The organism is Microvirgula sp. AG722 (genome assembly GCF_003269145.1).
GTDB classification, from domain to species: domain Bacteria; phylum Pseudomonadota; class Gammaproteobacteria; order Burkholderiales; family Aquaspirillaceae; genus Microvirgula; species Microvirgula aerodenitrificans.
The window spans coordinates 271,841-298,036 of sequence record NZ_QLTJ01000001.1; the positions used below are offsets into that span (position 1 = coordinate 271,841).

The 26,196-nt window shown below is 64.5% G+C and carries 24 protein-coding genes; 10 read left to right on the forward strand and 14 right to left on the reverse strand.

Features of this window, described 5'->3' with window-relative positions; all coding sequences use genetic code 11:
- Positions 1–220 precede the first annotated feature (220 nt).
- The gene (gene rmuC / locus DFO50_RS01225) at positions 221–1,726 is read right to left on the reverse strand and encodes a DNA recombination protein RmuC (protein WP_028498078.1); all 1,506 of its coding nucleotides are present in this window, start codon (positions 1,724–1,726) and stop codon (positions 221–223) included.
- 350 nt (positions 1,727–2,076) lie between these two features.
- Between rmuC and DFO50_RS01230 the strand changes: the two genes are divergently transcribed.
- Positions 2,077–3,177, forward strand: coding sequence for a L,D-transpeptidase (locus DFO50_RS01230; RefSeq protein ID WP_051528637.1), 1,101 nt, complete (start codon positions 2,077–2,079; stop codon positions 3,175–3,177).
- A 67-nt stretch (positions 3,178–3,244) separates the two neighbouring features.
- Positions 3,245–3,961: a murein L,D-transpeptidase catalytic domain family protein gene (locus tag DFO50_RS01235; RefSeq protein WP_028498080.1), complete on the forward strand. Its 717-nt coding sequence runs from the start codon at positions 3,245–3,247 to the stop codon at positions 3,959–3,961.
- A 498-nt stretch (positions 3,962–4,459) separates the two neighbouring features.
- Here DFO50_RS01235 and DFO50_RS01240 read toward each other — a convergent pair whose 3' ends face one another.
- From DFO50_RS01240 to gmk, 10 genes are all read right to left on the reverse strand, one after another.
- Positions 4,460–6,034, reverse strand: coding sequence for a methyl-accepting chemotaxis protein (locus DFO50_RS01240; protein ID WP_112691926.1), 1,575 nt, complete (start codon positions 6,032–6,034; stop codon positions 4,460–4,462).
- Positions 6,035–6,282: 248 nt separating this feature from the next.
- The gene (gene rpoD / locus DFO50_RS01245; protein WP_028498082.1) at positions 6,283–8,247 is read right to left on the reverse strand and encodes an RNA polymerase sigma factor RpoD; all 1,965 of its coding nucleotides are present in this window, start codon (positions 8,245–8,247) and stop codon (positions 6,283–6,285) included.
- Between the two features lie 62 nt (positions 8,248–8,309).
- On the reverse strand, positions 8,310–10,067 hold the full coding sequence (dnaG, locus tag DFO50_RS01250; protein WP_028498083.1) for a DNA primase: 1,758 nt from the start codon (positions 10,065–10,067) through the stop codon (positions 8,310–8,312).
- Positions 10,068–10,081: 14 nt separating this feature from the next.
- Positions 10,082–10,531 carry a GatB/YqeY domain-containing protein gene (locus tag DFO50_RS01255; protein ID WP_028498084.1) on the reverse strand — a complete coding sequence of 150 codons (450 nt, stop codon included), beginning with the start codon at positions 10,529–10,531 and terminating at the stop codon, positions 10,082–10,084.
- Between the two features lie 154 nt (positions 10,532–10,685).
- Complete coding sequence (gene rpsU, locus DFO50_RS01260; RefSeq protein ID WP_028498085.1) at positions 10,686–10,898, reverse strand: 30S ribosomal protein S21; 213 nt, start codon at positions 10,896–10,898, stop codon at positions 10,686–10,688.
- A gap of 137 nt (positions 10,899–11,035) precedes the next feature.
- A complete protein-coding gene (locus tag DFO50_RS01265) occupies positions 11,036–11,824 on the reverse strand; it encodes a thiazole synthase (RefSeq protein ID WP_028498086.1) in 789 nt (262 codons plus the stop codon).
- Between the two features lie 44 nt (positions 11,825–11,868).
- Positions 11,869–12,078, reverse strand: a complete 210-nt coding sequence (gene thiS, locus DFO50_RS01270) for a sulfur carrier protein ThiS (RefSeq protein ID WP_199489709.1) — start codon at positions 12,076–12,078, stop codon at positions 11,869–11,871.
- Between the two features lie 86 nt (positions 12,079–12,164).
- On the reverse strand, positions 12,165–14,321 hold the full coding sequence (locus DFO50_RS01275) for a bifunctional (p)ppGpp synthetase/guanosine-3',5'-bis(diphosphate) 3'-pyrophosphohydrolase (RefSeq protein ID WP_028498088.1): 2,157 nt from the start codon (positions 14,319–14,321) through the stop codon (positions 12,165–12,167).
- 24 nt (positions 14,322–14,345) lie between these two features.
- Positions 14,346–14,552: a DNA-directed RNA polymerase subunit omega gene (gene rpoZ / locus DFO50_RS01280; protein WP_028498089.1), complete on the reverse strand. Its 207-nt coding sequence runs from the start codon at positions 14,550–14,552 to the stop codon at positions 14,346–14,348.
- A 37-nt stretch (positions 14,553–14,589) separates the two neighbouring features.
- Positions 14,590–15,210, reverse strand: coding sequence for a guanylate kinase (gmk, locus tag DFO50_RS01285; protein ID WP_107888821.1), 621 nt, complete (start codon positions 15,208–15,210; stop codon positions 14,590–14,592).
- 178 nt (positions 15,211–15,388) lie between these two features.
- Between gmk and DFO50_RS01290 the strand changes: the two genes are divergently transcribed.
- The 3 genes from DFO50_RS01290 to DFO50_RS01300 all read left to right on the forward strand — a co-directional run bounded on the left by DFO50_RS01290 (position 15,389) and on the right by DFO50_RS01300 (position 18,928).
- Positions 15,389–16,702: an NCS2 family permease gene (locus DFO50_RS01290; RefSeq protein WP_373280108.1), complete on the forward strand. Its 1,314-nt coding sequence runs from the start codon at positions 15,389–15,391 to the stop codon at positions 16,700–16,702.
- A gap of 77 nt (positions 16,703–16,779) precedes the next feature.
- On the forward strand, positions 16,780–17,337 hold the full coding sequence (locus tag DFO50_RS01295; RefSeq protein ID WP_028498092.1) for an adenine phosphoribosyltransferase: 558 nt from the start codon (positions 16,780–16,782) through the stop codon (positions 17,335–17,337).
- 88 nt (positions 17,338–17,425) lie between these two features.
- The gene (locus DFO50_RS01300; protein WP_051528638.1) at positions 17,426–18,928 is read left to right on the forward strand and encodes an amino acid permease; all 1,503 of its coding nucleotides are present in this window, start codon (positions 17,426–17,428) and stop codon (positions 18,926–18,928) included.
- Positions 18,929–18,993: 65 nt separating this feature from the next.
- On the opposite strand, the gene DFO50_RS01305 is transcribed toward DFO50_RS01300, so the two are convergent.
- Positions 18,994–20,322, reverse strand: coding sequence for an amino acid permease (locus tag DFO50_RS01305; protein ID WP_112692028.1), 1,329 nt, complete (start codon positions 20,320–20,322; stop codon positions 18,994–18,996).
- Positions 20,323–20,669: 347 nt separating this feature from the next.
- Entirely contained in the window at positions 20,670–21,695 is a 1,026-nt protein-coding gene (locus DFO50_RS01310) for a CDP-6-deoxy-delta-3,4-glucoseen reductase (protein WP_028498094.1), read from the reverse strand.
- Positions 21,696–21,805: 110 nt separating this feature from the next.
- Here DFO50_RS01310 and DFO50_RS01315 point away from each other — a divergent pair, with 110 nt between their 5' ends.
- From DFO50_RS01315 to DFO50_RS01325, 3 genes are all read left to right on the forward strand, one after another.
- On the forward strand, positions 21,806–22,741 hold the full coding sequence (locus DFO50_RS01315) for an NAD-dependent epimerase/dehydratase family protein (protein ID WP_233495158.1): 936 nt from the start codon (positions 21,806–21,808) through the stop codon (positions 22,739–22,741).
- A 35-nt stretch (positions 22,742–22,776) separates the two neighbouring features.
- Positions 22,777–23,475: a tRNA (guanosine(46)-N7)-methyltransferase TrmB gene (gene trmB / locus DFO50_RS01320; protein ID WP_028498095.1), complete on the forward strand. Its 699-nt coding sequence runs from the start codon at positions 22,777–22,779 to the stop codon at positions 23,473–23,475.
- A 101-nt stretch (positions 23,476–23,576) separates the two neighbouring features.
- Positions 23,577–24,500, forward strand: a complete 924-nt coding sequence (locus DFO50_RS01325) for an RHS repeat-associated core domain-containing protein (protein ID WP_107890276.1) — start codon at positions 23,577–23,579, stop codon at positions 24,498–24,500.
- On the opposite strand, the gene DFO50_RS01330 is transcribed toward DFO50_RS01325, so the two are convergent.
- Entirely contained in the window at positions 24,474–24,983 is a 510-nt protein-coding gene (locus tag DFO50_RS01330) for a glutathione peroxidase (RefSeq protein WP_112691927.1), read from the reverse strand. The two genes, DFO50_RS01325 and DFO50_RS01330, sit on opposite strands and share 27 nt — an antisense overlap.
- Before the next feature lie 71 nt (positions 24,984–25,054).
- Between DFO50_RS01330 and DFO50_RS01335 the strand changes: the two genes are divergently transcribed.
- Positions 25,055–25,525 carry a DUF1841 family protein gene (locus DFO50_RS01335; RefSeq protein ID WP_028498098.1) on the forward strand — a complete coding sequence of 157 codons (471 nt, stop codon included), beginning with the start codon at positions 25,055–25,057 and terminating at the stop codon, positions 25,523–25,525.
- A 16-nt stretch (positions 25,526–25,541) separates the two neighbouring features.
- Positions 25,542–26,123 carry a DNA-3-methyladenine glycosylase I gene (locus DFO50_RS01340; RefSeq protein ID WP_028498099.1) on the forward strand — a complete coding sequence of 194 codons (582 nt, stop codon included), beginning with the start codon at positions 25,542–25,544 and terminating at the stop codon, positions 26,121–26,123.
- Positions 26,124–26,196: the final 73 nt, after the last annotated feature.

Below are 26,196 nucleotides of genomic sequence, written 5' to 3' on the forward strand. Positions count from 1 at the left end.
CCGTGCGGCGCGCAGAAATGCACGCGCCAAACCCATGCCGCGAGTATGGAAAACCATGACGGGCCGGTCCGTTTTACCGGCGCGGCGCAGGGCGTACCGTTTGTCGGCCCGGGCATCGCAGCTGACGGCACGCGGATATTTTTACAGCGAGGGGACACACAAAGACGATCTGCCCGGCGAAGCGGGCGCCGGGCAGATCGCGGGATGGAGAAACCGGGGGTCAGTCGTCGAGCGCGTCCGGTGTCGGCGCCGGCAGGTCGGCGCTCGCATCATCGGCCGCTTCCAGCAGCCCGGCCGGCAGCGTCTTGTTCGGCTTGACGCCCAGCTCGCGCAAGCGCTCGGCCTGGCGCACCAGATTGCCACGTCCGGCCACCAGCTTGTTGCGGGCGGCATCGTACGACTTCTGCGTCAGCGCCAGCCGGCGACCGACCTCGTCCAGATCGCCGACGAAGCCGGCAAACTTGTCGTACAGCTGCCCGGCCTGGCGGGCGATATCCTGGGCATTGCGGGTCTGCTGCTCCTGCCGCCACAGGTTGGCGATGGTGCGCAGCGTTGCCAGCAGCGTGCTCGGGCTGACCAGCAGCACATTGCGCTGGTAGGCATCGGAGAACAGATTGCGGTCCGAGGTCACCGCCAGCATGAAGGCCGGTTCGACCGGCACGAACAGCAGCACGAAATCGAGCGATTTCAGCTGGTACAGGTCATGGTAGTTCTTGCCGGACAGCCCCTTGATATGGGCGTGCAGTGAATCGAGATGCTGACGCAGCGCCAGCGCACGGCCGGCATCATCGTCGGCCTCGGTATAGCGCAGGTAGGCGTTCAGGCTGACCTTGCTGTCGATGACGATCTGCTTGCCTTCCGGCAGTTGCAGGATCACGTCGGGCTGGTGGCGGCTGCCATCCTCGCGATTGAAGCTTTCCTGGATGGTGTATTCCTCGCCCCGGCGCAGCCCGGACGACTCCAGCACGCTTTCCAGCACCACTTCGCCCCAGTTGCCCTGGGTCTTGTTGCCGCCCTTCAGCGCACGGGTCAGGTTGACCGCATCCTCGCTGATCTGCCGGTTCAGATCGGCCAGCCGCATCACTTCCTGCTGCAGCGAGAAGCGCTCCTTCGATTCGCGCGCATAGCTGTCGCTGACCTGCTTCTGGAACTCGCCGAGCTTGTCCTTCAGCGGGCCGAGCAAGGCGCCGATGTTCTGCTGGTTCTGCTCGGTAAAGCGACGCGACTTTTCCTCCAGCAACTCGTTGGCCAGATTCTTGAACTGCTCGCCCATCTGCGAGCGGGCATCGTTCAGCGTCTGCAGTTTGTCGTCGTGCGCATTGCGCTCGCCTTCCAGCCGGGTCCGCAATTCGCTGAGTTCGGCCATCAGCCGGGCGACATCCTGCTCGCGGGTCGCCCGGGCCTGCTCGGCCGCGACCCGCTGCGCTTCCAGCTGCGGCAGCCGCGATGCCCGCTCGACCAGCTGCGCATGCTCGATGCGCAGGGTGTCGATTACCGCCTGGCTGGCGGCCAGATCCTCGTCACGGTTCAGCAGCGCCTCGCGCAGACGTGCGCATTCGGCCTCGCGCGACGTCACCCGCTCGCGGGCAGCGGCCAGTTCGGCCACGAAGTCGGCCTCCTGTTCGGCCAGCGCCTGGGCGGTGCGGCTGCGCAGGGTCAGGAAAACCGGCACTGCGCCCAGCAGCGCGGCGAGAAGGGCTATCAGCAGAACGGAAACGGCAGACATCGGACGATCGGGCGGCAGGAACAAGGCGCCAGCCTAGCATGACCGGCCGCACTGCGGCGCACCGGCCCGACCGTTTATGTTGCATTGCCGCAAGCGCCATGGCCGGCCGGGGAGGATTGCCGGCCCGGCCTGATGCAGGATCACTGAAATATCCTTCCGGCCACGCCGATGGCGAGGGGATCGACCGGCCAGCCGTTCAGGAAAAACCGCCTGATAAATCATGCTAGTATCGCCGCTGTCCCCCCTGATCCCGTCGCGCTTTCATTCATGCCGTATTTTTGTCGGGCAATCTGCCTGGCACGGCTGGCGGGGTTGATTCGTTTCACTTCCATCGGGAATGGTTTTTCCAGATGACGTCTTGCCTCATTGCTGCCCCCCGCCGCTGCACGCGGTCCTTTCCCCGCCGGGCCCTGGCCCTGTCCGCCATCGCCGCGCTGTCACTGACCGCCGTGGTGCCAGCCCATGCCGCACGCGCGACGCCGGCCACCCGGGCCGAGCCGACACCGGTCGAAGCGCTGAAGCCGGGCCAGTTCCTGTGGCATCCGGAATTCTCGCCGGACGGTCCGGTCACCATCGTTGTCAGCCTCGACGAGCAGCGTGCCTATGTGTATCGCAACGGCATCAGCATCGGCGTGTCGACCGTCAGCACCGGCAAGCCGGGCAAGGACACGCCGACCGGCGTGTTCACCATCCTGCAGAAAAAAGTGACCCACAGTTCCAGCCTGTACAACAGCGCACCGATGCCGTACATGCAGCGACTGACCTGGGACGGCATTGCCATGCATGCCGGCAACCTGCCCGGCTATCCGGCCTCGCACGGCTGCATCCGCCTGCCGATGGATTTCGCCAGGGCGCTGTTCAGCGTCACCGGCTTCCAGTCGACCACGGTCATCATCGCCAACACCCGGTCGGCGCCGAGCAATATCGGCAGCCCGGGCTGGCTGGCACCGACCGTGGTCGACGGCAAGCCGGTCGCACCGAACGAGGGGCGCGAGTTCTGGAATGATCCCGACCCGGCTTCCGGCACGCTGTCTCTGCTGGTCAGCCGTGCCGACCAGCGCCTGTACGCCTATCGCAACGGCCAGCAGGTCGGCGAGGCCGTCGTCGGCTTCGACGACAGTACCGGCAGCGGCAACACTTCGGTCTTCACCCTGCTGAACCAGCCGACACCGGGCATGTCCCTCGGCGAGGCCGCGCAGGCCCTGCGCTGGTCCACGGTCAGCGTCGGCGCGCCGGCGCGCGGCGACACCCCGGCCGCCGTGCTCGGCACCGTCCATGTGCCCGAAGCGCTGGCCAGCAGGATCCTGTCCACCCTCGGCACCGGCAGCACGCTGATCGTGACCGACTGGCCGGCTTCCCGCGACAGCGGACGCGGCCAGGACATGACCGTCATCACCACCGATGAAGTCGAGGAGAGCCCGGCCGCCGCCACGCCGGTTCCCACCCGCTGATTCCATCCAGTCCGCCCCCTGAACCGGGTGCGGTTTTTTTTCTGGCTTTTTCTGGAGCGTTGCCAACATGACGCTGAGTCGTTGCAAGAAAACCCTGTTGTCCCTGGCCGGCATGGCCTCATTGCTGCTGCTGCCGCTGCAGGCCTCCGCCGGCGGCCTGCCGACGCCCGAGCAGTTGCAGCAACTGGCGCCGGACATCAGCCTGAACGTGCTGCAACTGGCCATGGGCGCGGTCAAGTGCGCGAATGCCACCCTGGGCGACAAGGAGAACTTCCTGACCGTCATCGACTTTTCCCGCCCGTCGCGCGAAAAGCGGCTGTGGGTGTTCGACCTGCGCGCCATGCGGCTGGTATTCGATGAATGGGTCACCCACGGCAAGAACAGCGGCGGCGACGTCGCCACCGACTTCTCCAACCAGCCGAACAGCTACCAGACCTCGCTCGGGCTGTACCGCACCGGGGAAACCTACTACGGCAAGCACGGCAAGTCGCTGCGGCTGGCCGGTCTCGAACAGGGCATCAACAGCAACAGCGAAGCGCGCGGCATCGTCATCCACTCGGCCTCCTATGCCGATCCGAGCGTGATCCCCAGCCTCGGCCGCCTCGGCCGCAGCGAGGGCTGCCCGGCCGTACGCCCGGCCGTGGCCCAGCCGCTGATCGACACGCTGCAGCAGGGCAGCTATGTCTTCGCCTACTACCCGTCGCAGCAGTGGATCAACAGTTCGCGCTTTCTGAACAACGACTACTGCCCGGCCGGTCGCGGCACGCAGCGCGCGGCGCTGTAGGAAGGTCGGTACCGGGGGCAGGGAGATGGGCCGGGGGCTGCGCAAGCCACTGCCCCTGACCTGCCGCCGGCACAAAAAAGAAAGCCAACCCCGTGCAGAGGTTGGCTTTGCTGTCTGGTGGGCCCCCCGAGAGTCGAACTCGGCACCAACGGATTCTGGTTTGTGTGACTTTCGCCACTCCCCGGACTATGCCTTCACCATAGCTTTCGCCTTAGGTGGGTGCCGTCTAGTCTCTACACCTTCAACAGGACTTTCGACCTGAAGCTTGGCTCGGCATTGCCATACGCATCGCTGCGCTTAGGTTTCACCGAATTTGACACCATCCCATGCGCAGTTTCCACGCGCATGGCACAAATTTTATGAGTCCGCTGCTCTAACCAGGCATGAGCTAGAGGCCCGAAAACCGGATGGCCCGGCATCAAGCCGGGCACGGCGTGATTCTAGCATACGTGTCGGCAACATGCGTTTCGCGCGGGCCGGTGGCATGCGCCATCCGCATCAGGTACGGAAATGCCCGACCAGTTGCTGCAAATCGGTCCCCAGCCGCGCCAGTTCGACGCTGGAAGTGGCAATCTCGACACTGGCCTGCGCCGACTGGTCGGTGGTTTCGCGCACGTTCAGGACGCTGCGGTTGACCTCCTCGGCCACACAGCTCTGCTGTTCTGCCGCGGTGGCAATCTGCGTGCTCATCAACTGGATGTCGGCCACCTGGCGGGTGATCGTCGTCAGGGCCTCGCCGGTATTGCGCACGCCATCCACCGTGGCCCGGGTCTGGGCCACGCTGGCCTGCATCATGCGCGCGCTTTCCTCGGTAATGTGCTGCAACCCGGTGATCAGCGCATCGATCTCCTCCGAAGACTGCTGGGTGCGCAGCGCCAGCTTGCGCACCTCGTCGGCAACCACGGCAATGCCGCGGCCGGCCTCGCCGGCCCGCGCGGCTTCGATGGTCGCATTCAGCGCCAGCAGATTGGTCTGTCCGGCCACTTCCTTGATCACCTCGAGCACGCCGGCAATGCGTTCGCTCTCACGGTGCAAGCGGGTCAGTGACGCCGCCGACTGGCCGACCTCGCCGGCCAGTGCCTCGATCTGCGTGACCGCCTGCCGCGATACGGCCAGCGCGCTGCAGGCCTCGTCATCGGCCTGACGGGCAGCCAGCGCGGCCTCCTCGGCGCTGCGCGCCACCTCGCGCACGCTGGCGGTCATCTGGCCCATGGCCGCCGCCACCATGCCGGTTTCGTTCTTCTGGCTGTCGATGCCGGCCCGGGTCTGGCTGGTGATGGTGGCCAGCTGGGTGGCAGACGCTGCAAGCTGGTGCGAGCCGCCCCGGATCTGGCCGATGACCTCGCGCAGCCGGTCGTTCATGTGCCCGATGGCGCGCAGCAACTGCCCGAGCTCATCCGTGCGCCGGCTATGCAGCTCCACCGTCAGGTCACCACTGGCGATGCGCTCGGCGGCCAGCAGCGTCTGCTGCAGCGGCCGGGTAATCTGGCGTCCGATAAGCCAGGCGATCAGTCCGCCCAGCAGCAGGGCCAGCGCGGTAACGGCAAGCAGCACGATCTGCACCTGATGCACGCTGACGGCGGCCCGCGCTTCTTCGGCCAGATACAGCGTGTTGATATCGGCCTGCAACGTCGACAACAGCGCATTCGGCCGGATGACCGCCTGCGGACCGGCACCGGTCGCATCCAGAGCGCGCTGGCGGGCGTCGACATAGCGGTCGAGGGCGCCGCGCAGGTGATCGATCGCCGCCAGGTCTTCCCGTGGCCAGCTGCCGTTGTCGATCTCCGCCCTCACCGCCATCAGGGCCTGGCGCAGGGTCTGCACATGCTTGTCCTGGGCCGCGCGCCGGGCCGGATCCGCCGTCAGCGCATAGGCGTAGTTGGCTTCCCGCGCGTAAACGGTCTCGTCGAACAGCGCACCAAGCCGGTTGATGCGTGTCAGCGACTGCCCGTCACTGCGCAATCCGTACAGCCCGGTCAGGGCCAGCAACACGGCCAGTGCCAGCAGCAGGCCAAAACCCAGTGCCAGCTTGCGGCTTACGGTCAGGTTTTCCAGCGAGAATCTGCCAGCCATGTCGACATGCTCACTTTGCAAAAAAATTACAATATTTGCATAGTTTGGTGAGTAATGCCTTGATTGAAAAGTCAATAATCCTGACCGGATTACCGGGAAAACCCGCCTGCACGCCGTGGCATCAGGGCATTCCCGTGTCCGCGCCCCCGGGCAGACATGAATGAAACAGGGGATTGCCGTGTGTCGGCAATCCCCTGTTTCCGTGTGCAGCATGGCGACGGCCATGCCGACCGCCGCCCCGGCCCGCCTTACGGCGTGCTCGGATCCGCGTCGAGGAAGCTGCGCAGGCGTTCCGAACGGGTCGGGTGACGCAGCTTGCGCAGGGCCTTGGCTTCGATCTGGCGGATACGCTCGCGGGTGACGTCGAACTGCTTGCCGACTTCTTCCAGCGTGTGGTCCGTGTTCATTTCGATGCCGAAGCGCATGCGCAGCACCTTCGCCTCGCGCGGCGTCAGGCTGTCGAGCACTTCCTTGGTCGCTTCCTTCAGGCTCGAGTACATGGCCGCGTCCGACGGAGCCATGGTCTGCAGGTCTTCGATGAAGTCGCCCAGATGCGAATCGTCGTCGTCACCGATCGGCGTTTCCATCGAGATCGGCTCCTTCGAGATCTTCATGATCTTGCGGATCTTGTCCTCGGGCATTTCCATGCGCTTGGCCAGTTCGGCCGGATCCGGCTCCAGGCCGGATTCCTGCAGGATCTGACGGCTGATCCGGTTCATCTTGTTGATCGTTTCGATCATGTGCACCGGGATGCGGATCGTGCGCGCCTGGTCGGCGATCGAACGGGTGATGGCCTGACGGATCCACCACGTCGCATAGGTCGAGAACTTGTAGCCGCGACGGTACTCGAACTTGTCCACCGCCTTCATCAGGCCGATGTTGCCTTCCTGGATCAGGTCGAGGAACTGCAGGCCACGGTTGGTGTACTTCTTGGCGATCGAGATCACCAGACGCAGGTTGGCCTCGATCATTTCGCGCTTGGCCTTGCGGGCCTTCGCTTCACCGGTGGCCATCTGCCGGTTGATTTCCTTGATTTCCTTGATCGGCAGCATCGTGCGGTCCTGCAGATCGCACAGCTTCTGCTGCTTTTCCATCACGGCGTGCTTGTAGCGTTCCAGCGTCGACACGAACGGCTTGCCGCTCGAAATCACGTCCTCGACCCACTGCGGGTTGCTTTCGTTGCCCGGGAAGGTGGCGATGAACAGGTCACGCGGCATGCGGCACTTGGTCACGCAGATGTCGAGGATCTCGCGCTCATGGCGACGGATCTCGTCCACTTCGGTACGCAGCATGTCGCACAGGCCTTCGACCTGGCGGGCAGAGAAACGCACCAGCATGAAGGCATCGGTGATTTCCTGCTGCACTTCCAGGTACTGCTTCGACTGCGGGCCATGCTTTTCCAGCTGCTTGATCAGCTTGTCGAAGTTCTTCTGCACGCCGCTGAAGTGTTCCAGCGCCTGACGACGGAGTTCCTCGAGGTTGGCGCCGGCCACGGCCGCAGCGGCCTCGGCGTCGTCTTCCTCTTCTTCTTCCTCGTCGACTTCCTCGTCGCCTTCGGTTTCGGCGGCGGCGAGCGCTTCCTCGGCCTTGGTGGCTTCGGCCAGCGCGGCGGCAGCGGCGGCTTCCGCCTCTGCGTTCGGGTCGATGATGCCGTCGATGACTTCGTCGATGCGGATTTCTTCCGCTGCAACGCGATCAATCTGGGCAAGCAGGTCCCGGATGATGCCCGGGCAGGCGGAAATCGCCTGGATCATGTGCTTGAGGCCGTCTTCGATACGCTTGGCGATTTCGATTTCGCCTTCACGCGTCAGCAGCTCGACCGTCCCCATTTCGCGCATGTACATGCGCACCGGGTCGGTCGTGCGACCGAATTCGGAATCCACGGTCGACAGCGCGCTCTCGGCTTCTTCCACCGCGTCTTCGTCGGCGACCACCGGTGTCGAGTCCGACATCAGCAGTTGCTCGGCATCCGGCGCTTCGTCGTACACCTGGATGCCCATGTCGGTGATCATGCCGATGATGCTTTCGATCTGCTCGGCATCGAGCACGTCCTCGGGCAACGAGTCGTTGATCTCGGCATAGGTCAAAAAGCCGCGCTCTTTGCCCTGAACGATCAACTGCTTGAGCCGCTTGCGGCGCTCTTCGGTGTTGTCCTGGGCTGCCGCCGGATTCTTCGCGTCAGAATCTTTGTTGCTGTTGGGAGTGGCCGCCATTGTGCAATCCTGCAAAATTGAGCTGGAAAAACATCAAATTGTATCAGATTTCTCGTCTCACGTCAGGACGTGGGACGAATCCGCACGAGCAAGTCAAGCAGCTCGCGCTTTTCATCCGGACTCAGGCCCTGCTCGGCATCTTTCTGCTTCAGCCGGTCAAAGCGTTCGCCCGCGATTCGTGCACCGAGCTGGTCGATCGCCCCGGCAAATTCCTCCGCCGGCGGCGCCTGCAGCGCAGCCGGATCGACCAGCAGCTCGGCAACCAGCGGCTCGATGCGCTGGCCAAGATCAGTATCGCGCAAGCGCTCCAGCAGACCTGCACTGTCGCTTGCGCCTGTTGTCTGGATGAAACACACCAGTTCGCCCAGCAACTGGGCATCGCCGGCCAGTTGCGCCGGCGGCGGCAATACGGTGTCGCGGGCCAGCGCCGGGTCGAGCATCAGCGCGCGCAGCAGCCAGCGCGGCAGCGACACTTCCACCCGCCGGCTGCCGATTGCCTTCGAGCGCACGCCCTGCCGCCCGCTCAGGCCGCGCCGCAGCCCCCACAGGCGGTCGAGTTCGTCGACGTCGAGGTGGGCCATCTCGGCCAGCTTCTTGCGCAGCAGGATGGACAGCGCCTGGGCCTTGACGGCCAGTGCCAGCGGCTTGGCCAGGTTCAGGAACTCGGCCCGCCCCTCGTCGCTGCCAAGGTCCACCCGCTGCGACAGCTCGCGCGTCAGGTAGGCCGACAGCGGCACGGTTTCGGCATCCAGGATCGCCTCGAAACCTTCACGCCCGTATTCACGGATATAGCTGTCCGGATCGTGTTCGCTCGGAAGGAACAGGAAGTCGACCCGTTTTCCGTCACGAAGTTCCGGCAATACGTTTTCCAGCGCCCGCCATGCGGCACGCCGGCCGGCCTTGTCGCCGTCGAAGCAGAAAATGACCCGGTCGGCATGGCGGAACAGCTTGTGCACATGGGTGGCCGTGGTCGCGGTGCCCAGCGTGGCCACCGCGTACGACACCCCGTGCTGCGCCAGCGCCACCACGTCCATATAACCTTCGACCACCAGCACCCGGTTGACCTCGCGGATCGCCTCGCGCGCCTCGAACAGGCCGTACAGCTCGCGCCCCTTCTCGAACAGCGGCGTTTCCGGCGAGTTCAGGTACTTCGGCTCCCCCTTGTCGAGGATGCGGCCGCCGAAGGCGATCACCCGTCCGCGCACATCGCGGATCGGGAACATGACCCGTTCGCGAAAACGGTCGTAGCGGGTACCGTCATCGCGGACGATCAGCAACCCGGCCTCGTCCAGCTTCGGGTCCAGGTAGTCGGAAAACACCGCCTGCAGGCCGTTCCAGCCCGCCGGCGCATAGCCAAGCCCGAAGCGGCCGGCGATTTCACCGGTCAGCCCGCGGCGCTTCAGGTACTCGACCGCCACCGGCGACGACTTCAGCTGCTGCTTGTAGAAGCGGGCCGCCTCGACCATGACCTCGGACAGCGAGTCGACGGTCCGGCGGGTTTCCGCCTCTTTCGCCGCCAGCTCGGCCGCGACCTGCGGCACCTGCATGCCGGCCAGCTGCGCCAGTTCCTTGACCGCATCGACAAAGCCGTAGCCGGCATGTTCCATCATGAAGGTGATCGCCGTGCCGTGGGCGCCACAGCCGAAGCAGTGGTAGAACTGCTTGGTCTGGCTGACCGAGAACGACGGCGATTTCTCCTTGTGGAACGGGCAGCAGGCCATGTAGTCACGCCCGGCCTTCTTCAGCGGCACGTAGCGCTCGACCACATCGACGATATCGGTGCGCGACAGCAGCTGGTCGATGAAATCCTGCGGGATCATGCCCGGCGCCCGGCTCAGCGGCCGGCCAGCGCGGACTTGATGCGGGCCGACACGGCGCCCATATCGGCCCGACCGGCCAGTTGCGGGCGCAGCACGCCCATGACCTTGCCCATGTCGCCCATGCCGGCGGCAGCGGTGGCGGCGATCGCGTCATGGATCAGTGCATCGATCTCGGCATCGGTCAGCGGCTGCGGCAGGTAGGCGGCGAACACATCCATTTCCGCCTTTTCCTTGTCGGCCAGATCCTGGCGGCCGGCCGCTTCGTACTGCGACACCGAGTCGCGGCGCTGCTTCATCTGCTTGTCGATCACGGCGATGATCGCCGCATCGTCCATGTCCGCGCGCTCGTCGACTTCCTTCTGCTTGATGGCGGCCAGCAACAGGCGGATCGCGCCCAGCCGGGCGGTGTCCTTGGCCTTCATCGCGGTTTTCATGTCTTCGGTAATGCGTGCTTTCAGCGTCATGGCGGTCTCGATCATTCAACAATGAGGACAATGTGGGGCCAATGCAGCGCGACGACAAGACGACGGTCATCGCTGATTTTGCCAGCCCGGAAACGGCGAAACCGCAAGCTTGCGCTCGCGGTTTCTTGCTTTGCTTCTCGCGGTACCGAAAAAATCAGTAGAGCTTCGGCGGCAGCATCTGGCTGCGCAGGCGCTTGTAGTGGCGCTTTACGGCAGCAGCTTTTTTGCGCTTACGCTCTGCGGTCGGCTTCTCGTAGAACTCGCGGGCGCGAAGTTCGGTCAGCAGACCGGTTTTTTCGATGGAGCGCTTGAAGCGGCGCATTGCCACTTCGAACGGCTCGTTCTCTTTCACGCGAACGCTAGGCATGAAGAATCACCAATCCTTTGGATGTGTTTGATCAAAATAAAACAACCGAAGAATTCGGCTGAGTCCGTAATTGTAGCCGGGCACCGTCCAAAATGTAAAACATTGTTTTTTCAGACGGTCCACGAGCTGCGCCCGCGCTAGTTGCCGCTGCCGATGCGGCCGTCAACCGGCGAGCTCGGGCTGGCCTGGTACGGCTTCTTCGCCATGCGCCCGGCCAGCCAGGCTTCGCGCCCGGCCTCGACCGCCAGCCTCATTGCCCGCGCCATCCGCACCGGCTCGCGCGCGGTGGCAATGGCGGTATTCATCAGCACGCCGTCACAGCCGAGCTCCATGGCGATGGCCGCATCGCTGGCCGTGCCGACCCCGGCGTCGACCAGTACCGGCACCTTGCATTCGTCGATGATGATCTGCAGGTTCCACGGATTGAGAATGCCCATGCCGGAACCGATCAGGCTGGCCAGCGGCATGATCGCGCAGCAGCCGATCTGTTCCAGCTCGCGGGCAACGATCGGGTCGTCCGAGGTATAAACCATGACGTCGAAGCCTTCCGCCACCAGCACTTCGGCCGCCTTCAGCGTTTCGCGCACGTTCGGGAACAGCGTTTTCGGGTCGCCCAGCACTTCCAGCTTGACCAGCCGGTGGTCGTCGAGCAGTTCGCGCGCCAGCCGCAGCGTGCGCACGGCGTCGTCGGCGCTGTAGCAGCCGGCGGTATTCGGCAGCAGCGTGTAGCGGTCGGCCGGCAGGGCGTCGAGCAGGTTCGGCTGGCTCGGGTCCTGACCCAGATTGACGCGACGAATGGCCACGGTAACGATCTCGGCACCGGACGCATCCAGCGCCCTGGCGGTTTCGTCGAAGTCCCGGTACTTCCCTGTGCCTACCAGCAGGCGCGAAGCGTAGCTGCGGCCGGCGATAACGAGTGAATCCATGCTGTCCTCGGAATGAAATGGGCGAATGCGGGTGCGGCGGCAGGTCAGCCGCCGCCGACGGCGACGACGATCTCGACCGCATCGCCACTGGCCAGCGCCGTGTCGGCATGGCGGCTTTTCGGCACGAGTTCGCCATTGACCTCGACCGCCACGCGGCGTTCCCGCAAGGACTCATGGGCCAGCAATGTCGCCACGGTCTGCGGCGCAGACACTTCGCGCCGGACACCGTTGACGGTAAGCACCAGGATATTCATGGGTAGTGTGACTTGGCGGACGATGGAAAGCGGGAAAGTGTAATCACCGGTGCAGCGCAACCCAAGCGTTTTGTCGCCGCGCCGGCTCAGCCGCGCACGGCGCGCTCGACCAGCGGCTGCGCCAGGATGTGGTTCAGTACTTCGTTCAGGTGCTGGGCGCTGCCGACCTGCAGGCGGAAATGAATCTGCACATAGCCTTCGCCATGGTGCGCGTCCTGCATGTCGACGCTCTCGATATTCGCCCCGCCCTCGCTGATGGCGGCGGCAACGCTGGCCAGTGCGCCACGCGCACTCTGCGCCAGGATGGTCACCGGCACGCTGAACAGGCGCGGCGTGCGGATTTCCCACTCGGCATCCAGCACCCGGTCCGGGTCGAGCCGTTTGAGCTGGGCGCAGTCGCGGGTGTGCAGCACCATGCCCTGGCCCTTGGTCAGCGCGGCGGCGATGCGTTCGCCCGGCAGCGGCGAGCAGCAGGCCGCGTACTGGATCGAACTGCCCTCGTTGCCGCGAATCACCAGCGGCCCGCTGCGCGCCGGACCACCGAGCACTTCGCCGGCCAGTTCCAGCAGCCGGGCCGCGACGACCATCGCCTGCTGCTTGCCGGCGCCAATGCTGGCCAGCACGTCGGTCGACTTGACGTTCTTGTCGCCGACTTCCTTCAGGTACGCACTCCACACGCCATCGGACAGCACGAACGGCTGCGCGGCCAGCGAATGGATCGACTGCTTCAGCAGGCGGTCGCCCAGCACGCGCGCTTCCTCGCGATGCAGGGTCTTCAGATAGCTGCGGATCGCCGAGCGCGCCCGGCCGCTGACGACGAAGTTCAGCCAGCTCGGGTTCGGCTTCGAGTGTGCGGCGGTGATCACTTCGACCGTGTCGCCGTTTTTCAGCTCGGTGCGCAGCGGCACCAGCTCGTGATTGACCTTGGCGGCGATACAGCGATGGCCGATGTCGGTGTGGACCGCATAGGCGAAATCGACCGGCGTCGCCCCCTGCGGCAGCACCAGGATCTTGCCCTTCGGCGTGAACACGTAGACCTCGTCCGGGAACAGGTCGATCTTGATGTGTTCGTAGAACTCGACCGCATCGCCGGTTTCGGCCTGGATGTCGAGGATGTCCTGCAGCCACTGGTGGGTGCGCTGACGCGCCGCGTCCATGGTCGGGCCACCGGACTTGTACATCCAGTGGCTGGCCACGCCGGTTTCGGCGATCTTGTGCATTTCCCGCGTGCGCACCTGCACTTCGATCGGCGTGCCGTACGGACCGAACAGCGTGGTGTGCAACGACTGGTAGCCATTCGACTTCGGAATGGCGATGTAATCCTTGAACTTGCCGGGAATCGGCTTGTACAGCCCGTGCAGCGCGCCCAGCGCCAGGTAGCAACCGGGCACGTCGTTGACGATGACGCGGAATGCGTAGATGTCCAGTACCTCGGAGAAGCTCAGGTGCTTTTCCTGCATCTTGTGATAGATGCTGTACAGGTTCTTTTCGCGGCCCCGGATGGTGGCCTCGATATTCGCTTCCAGCAGCTTGCGCGCCAGCGACTGCATGATCTTGCCGACCAGTTCGCGCCGGTTGCCGCGCGCGGCCTTCACCGCCTTGGACAGCACGTGATAGCGGTTCGGGTACAGGTGCTTGAAGCACAGGTCCTCGAGTTCGCGGTACACCTTGTTCAGGCCGATGCGGTTGGCAATCGGGGTATAGACGTCCAGCGTTTCCTGGGCAATGCGCCGGCGTTTTTCCTCGCGCATCGAATCCAGCGTGCGCATGTTGTGCAGCCGGTCGGCCAGCTTGATGATGATCACGCGGATGTCGCGCGCCATCGCCAGCACCATCTTGCGGAAGTTTTCCGCCTGGCGCGATTCCTTGCTCTGGTATTCGAGCCGCTCCAGCTTGGACAGCCCGTCGACCAGTTCGGCCACCTGCTTGCCGAAACGCTCGGCCAGCGTCGCCTTGGCAACGCCGGTGTCCTCCATGGTGTCGTGCAGCAGCGCAGCAGCCAGGCCCTGCGCGTCCAGCTTCCATTCGGTGAGGATCTGCGCCACCGCCAGCGGATGGGTGATGTACGGTTCGCCGCTCTTGCGGGTCTGGCCGGTATGCGCGTCGCGCGCGAACTCGAAGGCCGTACGCAGGAACGGTACGTCGTCCGGCTTCAGGTAGGTCGCGGCAGTGGAAAGCAGCGCTTCCGCCTGGGCATTCACCATGGCGTCATAGTCGATGGTGTGGGCGTCGGCGCTGTTCATGCTGTTATCGTTCGCGGTCGGTGATCAGCTGCGGGCGCGGTCGAGCAGTTCGCGACCGACATGGCCGGCGGCGATCTCGCGCAGGGCCACCACGGTCGGTTTGTCCTTGGCGCCGTCGATCAGGGTCTGGCCGCCGTTGGCGATCTGGCGGGCGCGGTAGGCCGCGGCCAGCGTCAGGTCGAAGCGGTTCGGGATGCGCTTGAGGCAATCGTCTACAGTTACTCGTGCCATCTGTTTGTCCTGTTCGTGTCGTGTAAGGGTGGGCGGATCAGTCCAGCGACTGCATGGCGGCGATCTGCCGGCCACGGCGCTCCATCTGCTGCAGTTGCGTCAGGCGCTCGGCGCGAACCACGGACACCAGGTCCCTGACCGCTTCATCGAGTTCTTCATTGACCACAACATAATCGAATTCGGCCACATGGTCGATCTCGCTGCGCGCGGCGGCGAGCCTTTTCTGCATGGTGGCCTCGTCGTCCTTGCCCCGGCCGCGCAGGCGGTGCTCCAGCACTTCGACCGACGGCGGCAGGATAAAGATCCCGATCGCTTCCGGAAACGTGCGCCGTACCTGCTGCGCGCCCTGCCAGTCGATTTCCAGCAGGATGTCGCGTCCGGTCGACAGCTGCTCGCGGATCCAGGTTTCGCTGGTGCCGTAGTAGTTGCCGTAGACCTCTGCGTATTCGAGGAAGTCGCCACGGTCGATCATCGACTCGAACGTGGCCCGGTCGACGAAATGGTAGTGACGGCCGTGCGTCTCGCCGTCCCGCGGTGCGCGCGTGGTATAGGACACCGAGAGCTGCACCTGCTTGTCGGCTGCAAGCAGGGCTGCGACCAGCGTGGTCTTGCCGGCGCCGGAAGGCGCGGTGACGATGAAGATATTACCGCTCTGCATGGGATTGGAAGGCAAGGATTCGAAATTGTCGAATTTTCCAGATTATCACAAAAGGCCATCGCCGCCGACACCGGCAGCCATGCCGATCACATGATCCAGCGCAGTCCCGTGCGATAACAGCGCGTTGGCGCAGGCATTTTTTGCGTAGAATACGCGCCTTCCTCCTTATCCAAACCTTATGGGATGCGCCGAGATGGCTTCTCTCGATTCGTTTTTCAAGCTGAAGGAACACGGCACGTCGGTCAAAACCGAAGTGATTGCCGGCCTGACCACCTTCCTGACCATGGCCTACATCATCTTCGTCAATCCGGCGATCCTGTCCCAGACCGGGATGGACTTCAACGCCGTGTTCGTCGCCACCTGCATTGCCGCCGCCCTCGGCACCATGGTGATGGGGCTGGTGGCCAACTACCCGATCGCACTGGCTCCGGGCATGGGCCTGAACGCCTACTTCACCTTCGCCGTGGTCAAGGGCATGGGCGTACCGTGGGAAACCGCGCTGGGCGCGGTGTTCATTTCCGGCGTGATCTTCGTCGCCATCACCAGCCTGAAAATCCGTGAGCTGATCGTCAATGCGATTCCGCATTCGCTGAAGCTGGCGATTTCAGCCGGCGTCGGCCTGTTCCTCGCCATCATCGGTCTGAAGGGCGCCGGCGTGATCGCCGCGTCGCCGGCCACCATGGTCACGCTCGGTGACATCCAGTCGCCGAGCACGCTGCTGGCGGTGTTCGGTTTCATCGTCATCGTCGCACTCGAATACCGCAAGGTGACCGGCTCGATCATCATCGGCGTGCTGCTGGTCACGCTGCTGTCGGTGCTGCTGAACCTGACCGAATTCAAGGGTGTGTTCGCCGCACCGCCGTCGATCGAACCAACCTTCATGAAGATGGACCTGGCCGGCGCTTTCCACAGCGGCCTGATCGGCGTGATCTTCATCTTCTTCTTCATTGACCTGTTCGACACCACCGGCACCCTGGTCGGCGTGTCGCACCGCGCCGGACTGCTGGACAAGAACGGCCGCCTGCCGCGACTGCAGAAGGCGCTGTTCGCCGACTCCACCGCCATCATGGCCGGCGGCATCCTCGGCACTTCCAGCGTGACCGCCTATGTCGAATCGGCAGCCGGCACCGCCGTCGGCGGCCGCACCGGCCTGACCGCCGTCGTCGTCTCGCTGTGCTTCCTGGCGGCGCTGTTCCTGTCGCCGCTGGCCGGCACCGTTCCGGCCTTCGCCACCGCGCCGGCACTGTGCTATGTCGCCGTGCTGATGGCACGCGGCCTGTCGGAAATCGACTGGGACGACCTGACCGAATCGGCGCCGGCGGTGATCACTGCCGTTGGCATGCCGTTTACCTACTCGATTGCCGATGGCATCGCGTTCGGTTTCATCAGCTATACCCTGATCAAGATCCTGTCGGGACGTTACCGCGACATCACCCCGACCGTGGTCATCATTGCGGCATTGTTCGCGGTCAAGTTTGCGTTCTTCCACTGACCACCACACTACCGACGGGACTACCATCGTCCGCTGCGCCCGCCACCAGGCGGGCGCCAGACAGCTGGAAAATTTTTATGGCCGAGTTGCAACACCTCACTTACGCCGACTATATCAAGGCGCATATCCGCACCGTTTCCGACTGGCCGCAGCCAGGCGTGCAGTTCCGCGACATCACGCCGCTGCTGCAGGATCCGAAAACCTTCCGCGTACTGGTCGATATTTTTGTCCATCGCTATATGGACCAGCGCGTGGACATGGTGGCCGGGCTCGATGCGCGCGGGTTCATTCTCGGTTCGGTCGTTGCCTATGAGCTGAACGTCGGCTTCGTCCCGATCCGCAAGAAGGGCAAGCTGCCGTTCACCACCATCGCCGAGCAGTACGAACTCGAATACGGCAGTGCCACGGTCGAGGTCCATGCCGATGCCTGCACGCCGGGTCAGCGCTTCGTCGTCATCGACGACCTGATCGCCACCGGCGGCACCATGACCGCCGGGGTCAAGCTGCTCCGCCGGCTCGGTGCGGACATCGTCGAAGCCGGCGCCATCGTCGATCTGCCGGAACTCGGTGGTTCGCAGGTGATCCGCGATGCCGGTATCCCGCTGTTCACCGTCTGCGATTTCGCCGGCCACTGATTCGCCCGCTCCCCGGCGCGGATGACGCCGGGGTCCCCTGTCCAGAACCAAAGATGGTCAGACCACCGCCTCATACAGGAGAGCGAGAATGCAGCAAACTCCCCCCACTACCACGCCGCCGGCCGCCGGGCCGGAAGGGCTCCACCGCAGCCTGAAGGCCCGGCACCTGACCATGATCGCCATCGGCGGTTCCATCGGCACCGGGCTGTTCGTCGCCTCCGGAGCATCGGTGGCCCAGGCCGGCCCTGGCGGCGCACTGGTCGCCTATGCGCTGATCGGCCTGATGGTCTATTTCCTGATGACCAGCCTCGGCGAACTGGCTGCCTACATGCCGGTTTCCGGCTCGTTCGCCACCTATGGCGAACGTTACGTCGACCCGGGCTTCGGCTTCGCGCTCGGCTGGAACTACTGGTTCAACTGGGCGGTCACCATTGCGGTCGAACTCGCCGCGGCCCAGATCGTCATGCATTACTGGTTCCCTCACGTTCCCGGGATGTACTGGAGCGTGATCTTCCTCGCGCTGATGTTCCTGCTGAACTTCATTTCGGTGAAGGGCTTCGGCGAAGCCGAATACTGGTTCGCGATGATCAAGGTCATTACCGTCATCGTCTTTATCGGCGTCGGTCTGGCCATGATCTTCGGCGTGATGAGCGGCCACACGTCGCCGGGACTGAGCAATTTCTTCATTGCCGACGCCCCGTTCGCCGGCGGACTGCCGGCCATGGTCGGCGTGGCGATGATCGCCGGCTTCTCGTTCCAGGGCACCGAACTGATCGGCGTTGCCGCCGGCGAATCGGAAAACCCGGAAAAGAACATTCCGCGCGCCATCAAGCAGGTGTTCTGGCGCATCCTGCTGTTCTATGTGTTCGCCATCTTCATTATCGGCGCCCTGCTGCCGTACACCGATCCGCTGCTGCTGAAGAACGACGTGACCGACATCGGCACCTCGCCGTTCACGCTGGTCTTCCAGCGCGCCGGGCTGGCCTTCGCCGCCGGGCTGATGAACGCGGTGATCCTGACCGCCATCCTGTCGGCCGGCAACTCCGGCATGTATGCGTCGACCCGCATGCTGTACAACATGGCCACCAACGGCATGGCGCCAAAGATCTTCGCCCGGCTGTCCAGCGGCGGCGTACCGCGCAATGCGCTGTATGCCACCACGGCCATCGGCATGCTGTGCTTCACCTCGTCGCTGTTCGGCGACCAGGTGGTCTACCTGTGGCTGCTGAACACGTCCGGCATGTGCGGCTTCATCGCCTGGCTCGGCATCGCCATCAGCCACTACCGCTTCCGCAAGGGCTTCCTGCTGCAGGGCCACTCGCTGGACGAGCTGCCGTACCGCTCGCCGTACTTCCCGTTCGGCCCGCTGTTCGCGTTCTTCCTGTGCATGGTGATCACGCTGGGACAGAACTACGAGGCCTTCCTCGGCAACCGGATCAACTGGAGCGCGATCGTCGCCACCTATGTCGGCATTCCGCTGTTCCTCGCCATCTGGTGGGGCTACCGGATCAAGCACAAGACCCGCTTCGTCAAGTACAGCGAAATGTCGTTCCCGACCAGCGCCCACGAGCGTTCCGGCGACAAGCACTGACAGCAGCTGCAAAAAGCCCCCGGCCAGACAGGCCGGGGGCTTTTTCGTTGCCTGGGCAACCGGGGTCAGGACTCGGAGGTGTCCTCGCCGTGGCGGTGCTTCTCCGCGGCCATCCACACATAGATCGGCAGGCCCAGCATCAGCAGCAGCATGCCCCACATGATGGTTTCCGCCCCGGCGCCATACAGCGCCCAGACCGAATAGGCGAAGCCCAGCGAAGCAATGGCCACAGCACGGCCGACATGGCGCGCCGGCTTGCGGCCGGTGGCGATGAACAGCAGCTCGGCCGCAGCGGCAAACGCGTACGGCAGCAGGGTGGTCATGGTCGCCAGCAGGATGATGAAGTTGAAGATTTCCACCATGCCGCGGCTGCCGGAGTAGTTGCAGATCAGCAGAATGGTCACCAGCACCGACGACACCAGCAGGCCGAAGGCCGGCACCCGGCGCTTGCTCAGCTGGGCGAAACGTTTCGGAAACAGTCCGTCGCGCGCGGCGGCGGCCGACACGTGGCACGGCATCAGCGACCAGCCATTGATCGCGCCGAGGCAGGACACGGCCGCACCGATGCCGACCACGGTATAGGCCCAGTCACCCCACATCACCCGGGCGGCATCGGCCATCGGCGCCGGCGAACTGGCAAGCTGGTCGTGCGGCAGCACGCCCATGACCGCAACGGTCACGCCGATATAGACCACGGCAGCGATCAGCGTGCCGATCAGTGTGGCGCGCGGGATGGTCTTTTCCGGGTTTTCAACATCGCCGGCCGGCACCGCCGCCGATTCGAGGCCGAGGAAGGCCCACAGCGTCAGTGCGGCGACCGAGCTGATGCCCTGCCCGACAGGCAGGTTGTTCGGATTGAAAACCAGGTTGTCGGCATCGAACCAGAACAGGCCGAGGGTCGCGATGGCCACCAGCGGCAGCAGCTTGATCACGGTGGTCACCACCGCCACCCCGCCGGCGCTCTCGACCCCGCGCAGATTGATGCAGGTCACCAGCCACACCAGGCCGATCGAGCACAGACCGCCGGCGTAATGGTTGCTGGCCAGGATCGGGAAAAAGCCGGACAGATAGCTGGTGAAGGCGACCGCAATGGCGGCATTGCCGGCCCACAGCGCAATCCAGTAGCCCCAGGCGATCCAGAAGCCGGCAAAGCTGCCGAACGCATCATGCGTGTACGCATACGGTCCGCCGTCGCGCGGCATCCGCGCCGTCAGGCTGGCGAACACCAGCGCAATCAGTACCGCCCCCATCGCCGTCAGCACCCAGCCCACGATCGCCATCCCGCCATACGGTGCCAGTGACGATGGCAGCAGGAATACCCCGGACCCGATCATGTTGCCGCAGACCAGTGCAATGCACATCCACAAGCCGAGGCCCTTTTTCTTCTCAGCCATCATTAGCTTTCTCTGATTTACCTACCCAGAGGGTAATGGCATTGCCGCTCGTTTTCCAACAAAAAATGCACAGAAAGTAAAAAAGCCGGCATGTCATAACATGCCGGCCCGGACTGTCCATCCACCCCTAACCCGCGAAGAACGGACGAGCGAAGCGAGGTTTCCCCGCGGCGGCGGGGACGGAAGAGGCAGGATTCAATCAGACAGACTGCCGTGCTCACGGCAGATCCTGTCAGTCGGGCGTGTACCGACGCCACTGCTGCCGTCGGTGCCCTCCTTCATGAGCAGTCTGGGCCGGCATGTCATAACATGCCGGCCCAGTTTCTCCTGCCGCGATTTTTCCCTGCTTATGCTGCCGGTTTGGTGTCCCTGGACAGGAAGAAGGCATCGGAGAAAAACGCATCTTCCGGCAGCCCGCGCTCGCGGATAAAGCTGCCGTGCGCCGCCTCAACCATGACCGGCGCGCCGCAGGCGTAGATCTCGTGGCCGGACAGGTCACTGAAGTCGTCGAGCACCGCCTGGTGGACGAAACCGGTCCGTCCGGTCCAGCCGTCCGTCGCCAGCGGTTCGGACAGCACCGGCACATAGCGGAAGTCCGGCAGCCGGGCTTTCCACGCTTCCGGCAGCGCCGGCATGTACAGGTCGGCCAGGGTGCGCGCGCCCCAGTACAGCACCATCGGCCGCGTCACGCCGATATGGATCGCATGCTCGATAATGGCCTTGACCGGTGCAAAGCCGGTGCCGCTGGCCAGAAACACGATCGGCTTGTCGGAGTGTTCCTGCAGGAAGAAGCTGCCCATCGGCCCCCGGAAACGCAGGATTTCCTTTTCCTTCATCTGGTGGAACACGTACTCGGAAAAAGTCCCGCCCGGCATGTGGCGGATATGCAGTTCCAGCAGGCCGTCCTCGTGCGGCGCATTGGCCAGCGAGAAGCTGCGGGCCTTGCCATCCTTCATCAGGATGTCGATGTACTGGCCGGCGAGGAACTGCAGCCGTTCGGACACCGGGATCTTCAGCTTGAGCACGGCGACGTCGTGAACACGTTCGATTTTTTCGACCCGGCACGGCAGGGTCTTGATCTGGATGCTGCTGGCCGCTTCGACCTCGCGCACCGAGACGGTGACATCGCCGACCGGCTCGGCACAGCACAGCAGTGCCATTCCGTCCTGGCGTTCGGCATCGGGCAGCGCCTTGGCCTGGTGCGGACGGTGGCTGACCTCGCCGGACAGCACCTTGCCCTTGCAGGCGCCACAGGCGCCGTTGCGACAGCCATACGGCAGCGCCACGCCCTGGCGCAGTGCGGCCTCGAGAATGGTTTCCTGCGCTTCGACCGTCAGACAGCGGCCACTCGGTTGCAAAGTCACTTGGGACATAAACGATCCAGATGCGGTGCGGACAGCGGGTGACGCGGCAAACCCCACGCATCACGGCGACAGCCATCCGGGCTGATTGCGATAAAAAAGCCCCGTGTTCGGCGGTGGCGTTGGCGACCGGCTACAATGCCGGCATGCCCGATTTCCCGACCCTGCTCGTCGTCGGCGCCGGCGATGTCGCCCGGCGCGCGCTCCCTCGTCTGACCGGCCGCTACCGCGTGCTGGTGGTTCACCGCCGGGCGGAACAGGCCACCATGTGGCGGGCACTGGGCGCGCTGCCAATCCACGCCGATCTCGACGATCGCGCGTCGCTGGAGCGGCTGGCCGGGCTGGCCGACTGCGTGCTGTACACCGCGCCGCCGGACGAATCCGCCAGTGGTGACAGCCGGGTCGCGCGGCTTGCCAACGTACTCAAAAGGCGGGCAAGCATACCACGCCGGATAGTCTATATCAGTACCAGCGGCGTGTACGGCGACCGCCACGGGGCGCCGACACCGGAAACGGCGCCATGCCGTCCGGACTCGGCGCGCGGCATGCGCCGGCTGACGGCAGAACGGCTGTGGCGACAATTTGCCCGCCAGACCGGTGCCAGCGTCACCATACTGAGGGCACCGGGCATCTATGCCGGTGACCGCCTGCCGCTGGCACGGCTGCGCGCCGGCACGCCGTGCGCGATCGCCAGCGAGGACACGCCGGCCAACCGCATCCATGCCGACGATCTGGCCCTGCTGTGCGTGGCCGCGCTCGAACGCCATGGTGGCATTCGCTGCTACAACGTCTGCGACGACAGCCAGCTGGCCACCGGCGAGTGGCTGGATGCCATCGCCGACCGTTACCGGCTGACCCGCCCGCCGCGTCTGCCGCATGCCGAACTGGCCACGGCCGTGTCGCCGGCGCAATGGTCGTTTCTGCGCGAGTCTCGCCTGCTGCTGAATGCGCGCATGCATGCCGAACTGCCCGTTGCCTTGCGCTATCCGACCCTGGACGCCTTTCTGGCGTCCGCTGATGCCACCATCGAACTGGTCGCCGACGCGGCCGCCGGGTAACATCGCCGGCTTTGTCATTCCCCGCGTCCCGCCACATGGAAAATCCCGACTTCCAGCGCCATATCAAGAGCTTCGTCCTGCGTCAGGGGCACCTGACCCCGGGACAGAAGCGCGCCTACGACACGCTGTTCCCGCGTTTCGGCATCGAGTACACCGGCCAGCCGCTGGACCTGGATGCCGCCTTTGGCCGCCAGGCAGCGAAAATCCTCGAAATCGGCTTCGGCATGGGCCAGGCCAGCGCGGAAATCGCCGAGCGCCATCCCGAACAGGATTACCTGGGCATCGAGGTTCACGGACCCGGTGTCGGCAGCCTGCTGAAGCTGGTCGGCGAGAAGCAACTGGAAAACATCCGCGTCATCCGCCATGACGCGGTCGAAGTCGTGCGGGAAATGCTGCCGGCCGACAGCCTGGACGGCATCCATATCTTCTTCCCCGACCCGTGGCACAAGAAACGCCACAACAAGCGCCGGCTGGTGCAGCCCGGATTCGTCGCCCTGCTGGTATCGCGACTGAAGCCGGGGGCCTACCTGCACCTGGCGACCGACTGGGAAGACTACGCCATCCAGATGCTGGACGTGCTGTCCGCCAATCCGGATCTGGTCAACACCGCCGCCGGTTACGCGCCACGCCCCGACTACCGGCCACTGACCAAGTTCGAGCAGCGCGGCCTGCGCCTCGGCCACGGGGTCTGGGACCTGGTGTTCCGCCGGAAACCACTCGTCAGTCCGCAATGACAGTCATGCAACCCCTGCCTAGATCTAGATAAAGACCAGGCAGAGAGTGCTACCGGACACCACGGTACGGCCTCGCTCCCCGCCGGCCAGCCGTGGAGATCATGATGCCTGCAGTTCAGAATGCCCAGTCCCCGGCTACCCGCCCGCGCCTGACTGCGGCGGTGTCACCCGCCCCGCTCACGCGGGTCGGCATGCATGGTCAGCTGGTAGACCGGATCGGCACCCGCCAGTGGTATCACCTTGGCAATGGCGCACGCAGCTACGACCCGGTTTCCCAGCGTTTCCTGCGTCTGGACCCGCACAGCCCGTTCGGCAGGGGCGGTATCAATGCGTATGCATTCTGCAGCGGTGATCCGGTCAACCGGCGCGATCCATCCGGCTATTACGTGCTTGGCACCACCACCGACATCACTGGCTACATTGCCAACGCCACCGGCATCCTGGCCAGTCTGGCCGGCATCATCCTCAACTTCATGAGTGGCGGCACGCTGGCCCTCATCATCGCCTCGGTCGGCCTTGTAGTGGCAGTGACAGGCATGTCGCTGCAAAGCGCCGGCAGCGCACTGGGAGCGGACTCCGCACTGGGCAATGCTCTGTCGCTGGCCGGCAATATCCTGGTCGCCATCGGCAACACCATCGGTTTTGCCACGGCGGTTCATGGCATCAAGGCGATGGTCGCCCTCCACAAGATACAACTGAGACAGGCGAATCTCGCGGCACTGCAGCACTTGCGGCGCAGACCCGCACGAACGGTGTCCATGCTGTCAGAAAGGTTCAGCACCACGCGGCAGTGGGTCTCGCAGCATTTCCACAGATTACCCCCCCGGCACGCGCCATTCAGAACGCGGTCTGCCCCGGCATCGGTGCCGGTGTCATCTGGCCAGAGCAATGCGGCATTCCATGCCGAGACCGCTGCCGGGTCCCTGTTTGAACTCAACGTGCGGGGTCTCCAGTTCACCAGCGGGCTGCCGCGCTCCCTATCCTGGCACAGCAGCCTCTCACAACTGCCAGGCACTCTGGTCTGAGCGCGGCAGCAGGCGCTCGATGGCGTCGACAAGCGCTGCCGGCCTGGTCGCAGGCGCATAGCGATCGACCACCGCGCCCTGCGGGTCGACCAGAAACTTGGTGAAATTCCACTTGATGCGCTCGGTGTTCAGCACGCCGGGCTTCTCGTGCGTCAGGTAGGCGTACAGCGGATGCGCCTGCGCGCCATTGACATCGACCCTGGCAAACATCGGAAAACTCACCCCGAAGCGGGTGGTGCAGAACTGGCCGATTTCCGCCTCGTTGCCCGGCTCCTGTCCGCCGAACTGGTTGCATGGAAAGCCGAGCACGCTGAACCGGCGGTCATGGAAACGCTCTTGCAGCGCCTGCAGGCCAGCGTATTGCGGGGTAAAACCGCACTCGCTGGCGGTGTTGACGATCAGCAGGACCTGGCCCGCATAGTCGGACAGTTTCTGCTCGCTGCCGTCGAGACGCACGGCGGAAAAATCATGGACACTCGGCATCGCTGCTCCTTGGCAATGGGTCACAGGGTATAATCCCTACCAATCTACTCAAGTTATCCCCTGGCCGCTGCATGTTCAATCCCAGCCGTGACGAAGCCCGCCGTTTCCTGTTCGATACCTGGCAGAAGCATCATGCCGGACAGCCGCTGACCGACCTCGAACGGATCGCGCTGGCCATCGAACTGGAACACCCCGAATACCAGCCGATGCTGGCCGACCCCGACCGCTACCTCGACCGCGACTGGCGTCCGGAGGGCGGCGAAACCAACCCGTTCCTGCACATGATGATGCATCTGTCGATCGAGGAGCAGGTGTCGATCGATCAGCCCGCCGGCGTCCGCGATCTGGTCGACCGCCTCGCGGCCCGGCTCGGCACCCGTCACGATGCCCAGCATGCGGCGATGGACGGTCTGGCGGAGATGATCTGGCTGGCCCAGCGCAACGGCAGCATGCCGGACCCGAACGTCTACCTGAACGTGCTGCGCCGCCGGATCGGCGAGGGTGAAGCCTTCGACCTCGCCCGGCCGGGCGACGAACCCTGAACCGATGGAGAACGGCATGACCGGTGAGCGCTGCCCGTGGTGCGGGACCGACCCGCTGTATATCGCCTATCACGACGAGGAATGGGGGCGCCCGGTCCACGATGACCGCAAGCTGTTCGAAATGCTGATCCTGGAAGGCGCCCAGGCCGGTCTGTCGTGGATCACCATCCTGCGCAAGCGCGACGGTTACCGCCGCCGCTTCCATCAGTTCGACCCGCAGCGGGTCGCCGCGATGAGCGACGAGGAGCTGGAGGCCGCACTGCAGGACCCGGGCATCGTGCGCAACCGGCTCAAGGTGGTCAGCGCCCGCCGCAATGCACGGGTCTTCGTCGCCATGCAGGCCGAGCACGGTTCGTTTTCCGACTGGCTGTGGTCGCACGTGGACCGGCAGCCGGTCGTCAGCCGTTTCACCCGCTACACCGACGCGCCAGCCTCGACCCCGCTGTCTGACCGGATCAGCAAGGCGCTGAAAAAAGCCGGCATGAATTTCGTCGGCAGCACGGTCATCCAGGCGTACCTGCAGGCAGTCGGCGTGGTCAGCGACCACCAGGCCGATTGCCCCTCGCACCCGGACCACGTCCGGCCACCGTCGGTCTGAGGACAGCGCCAGCCCATTCGTCGGGAATTGCAACCGGCGCCAGACCAGCCCTTACTATGCAGGAAGAAGGAAA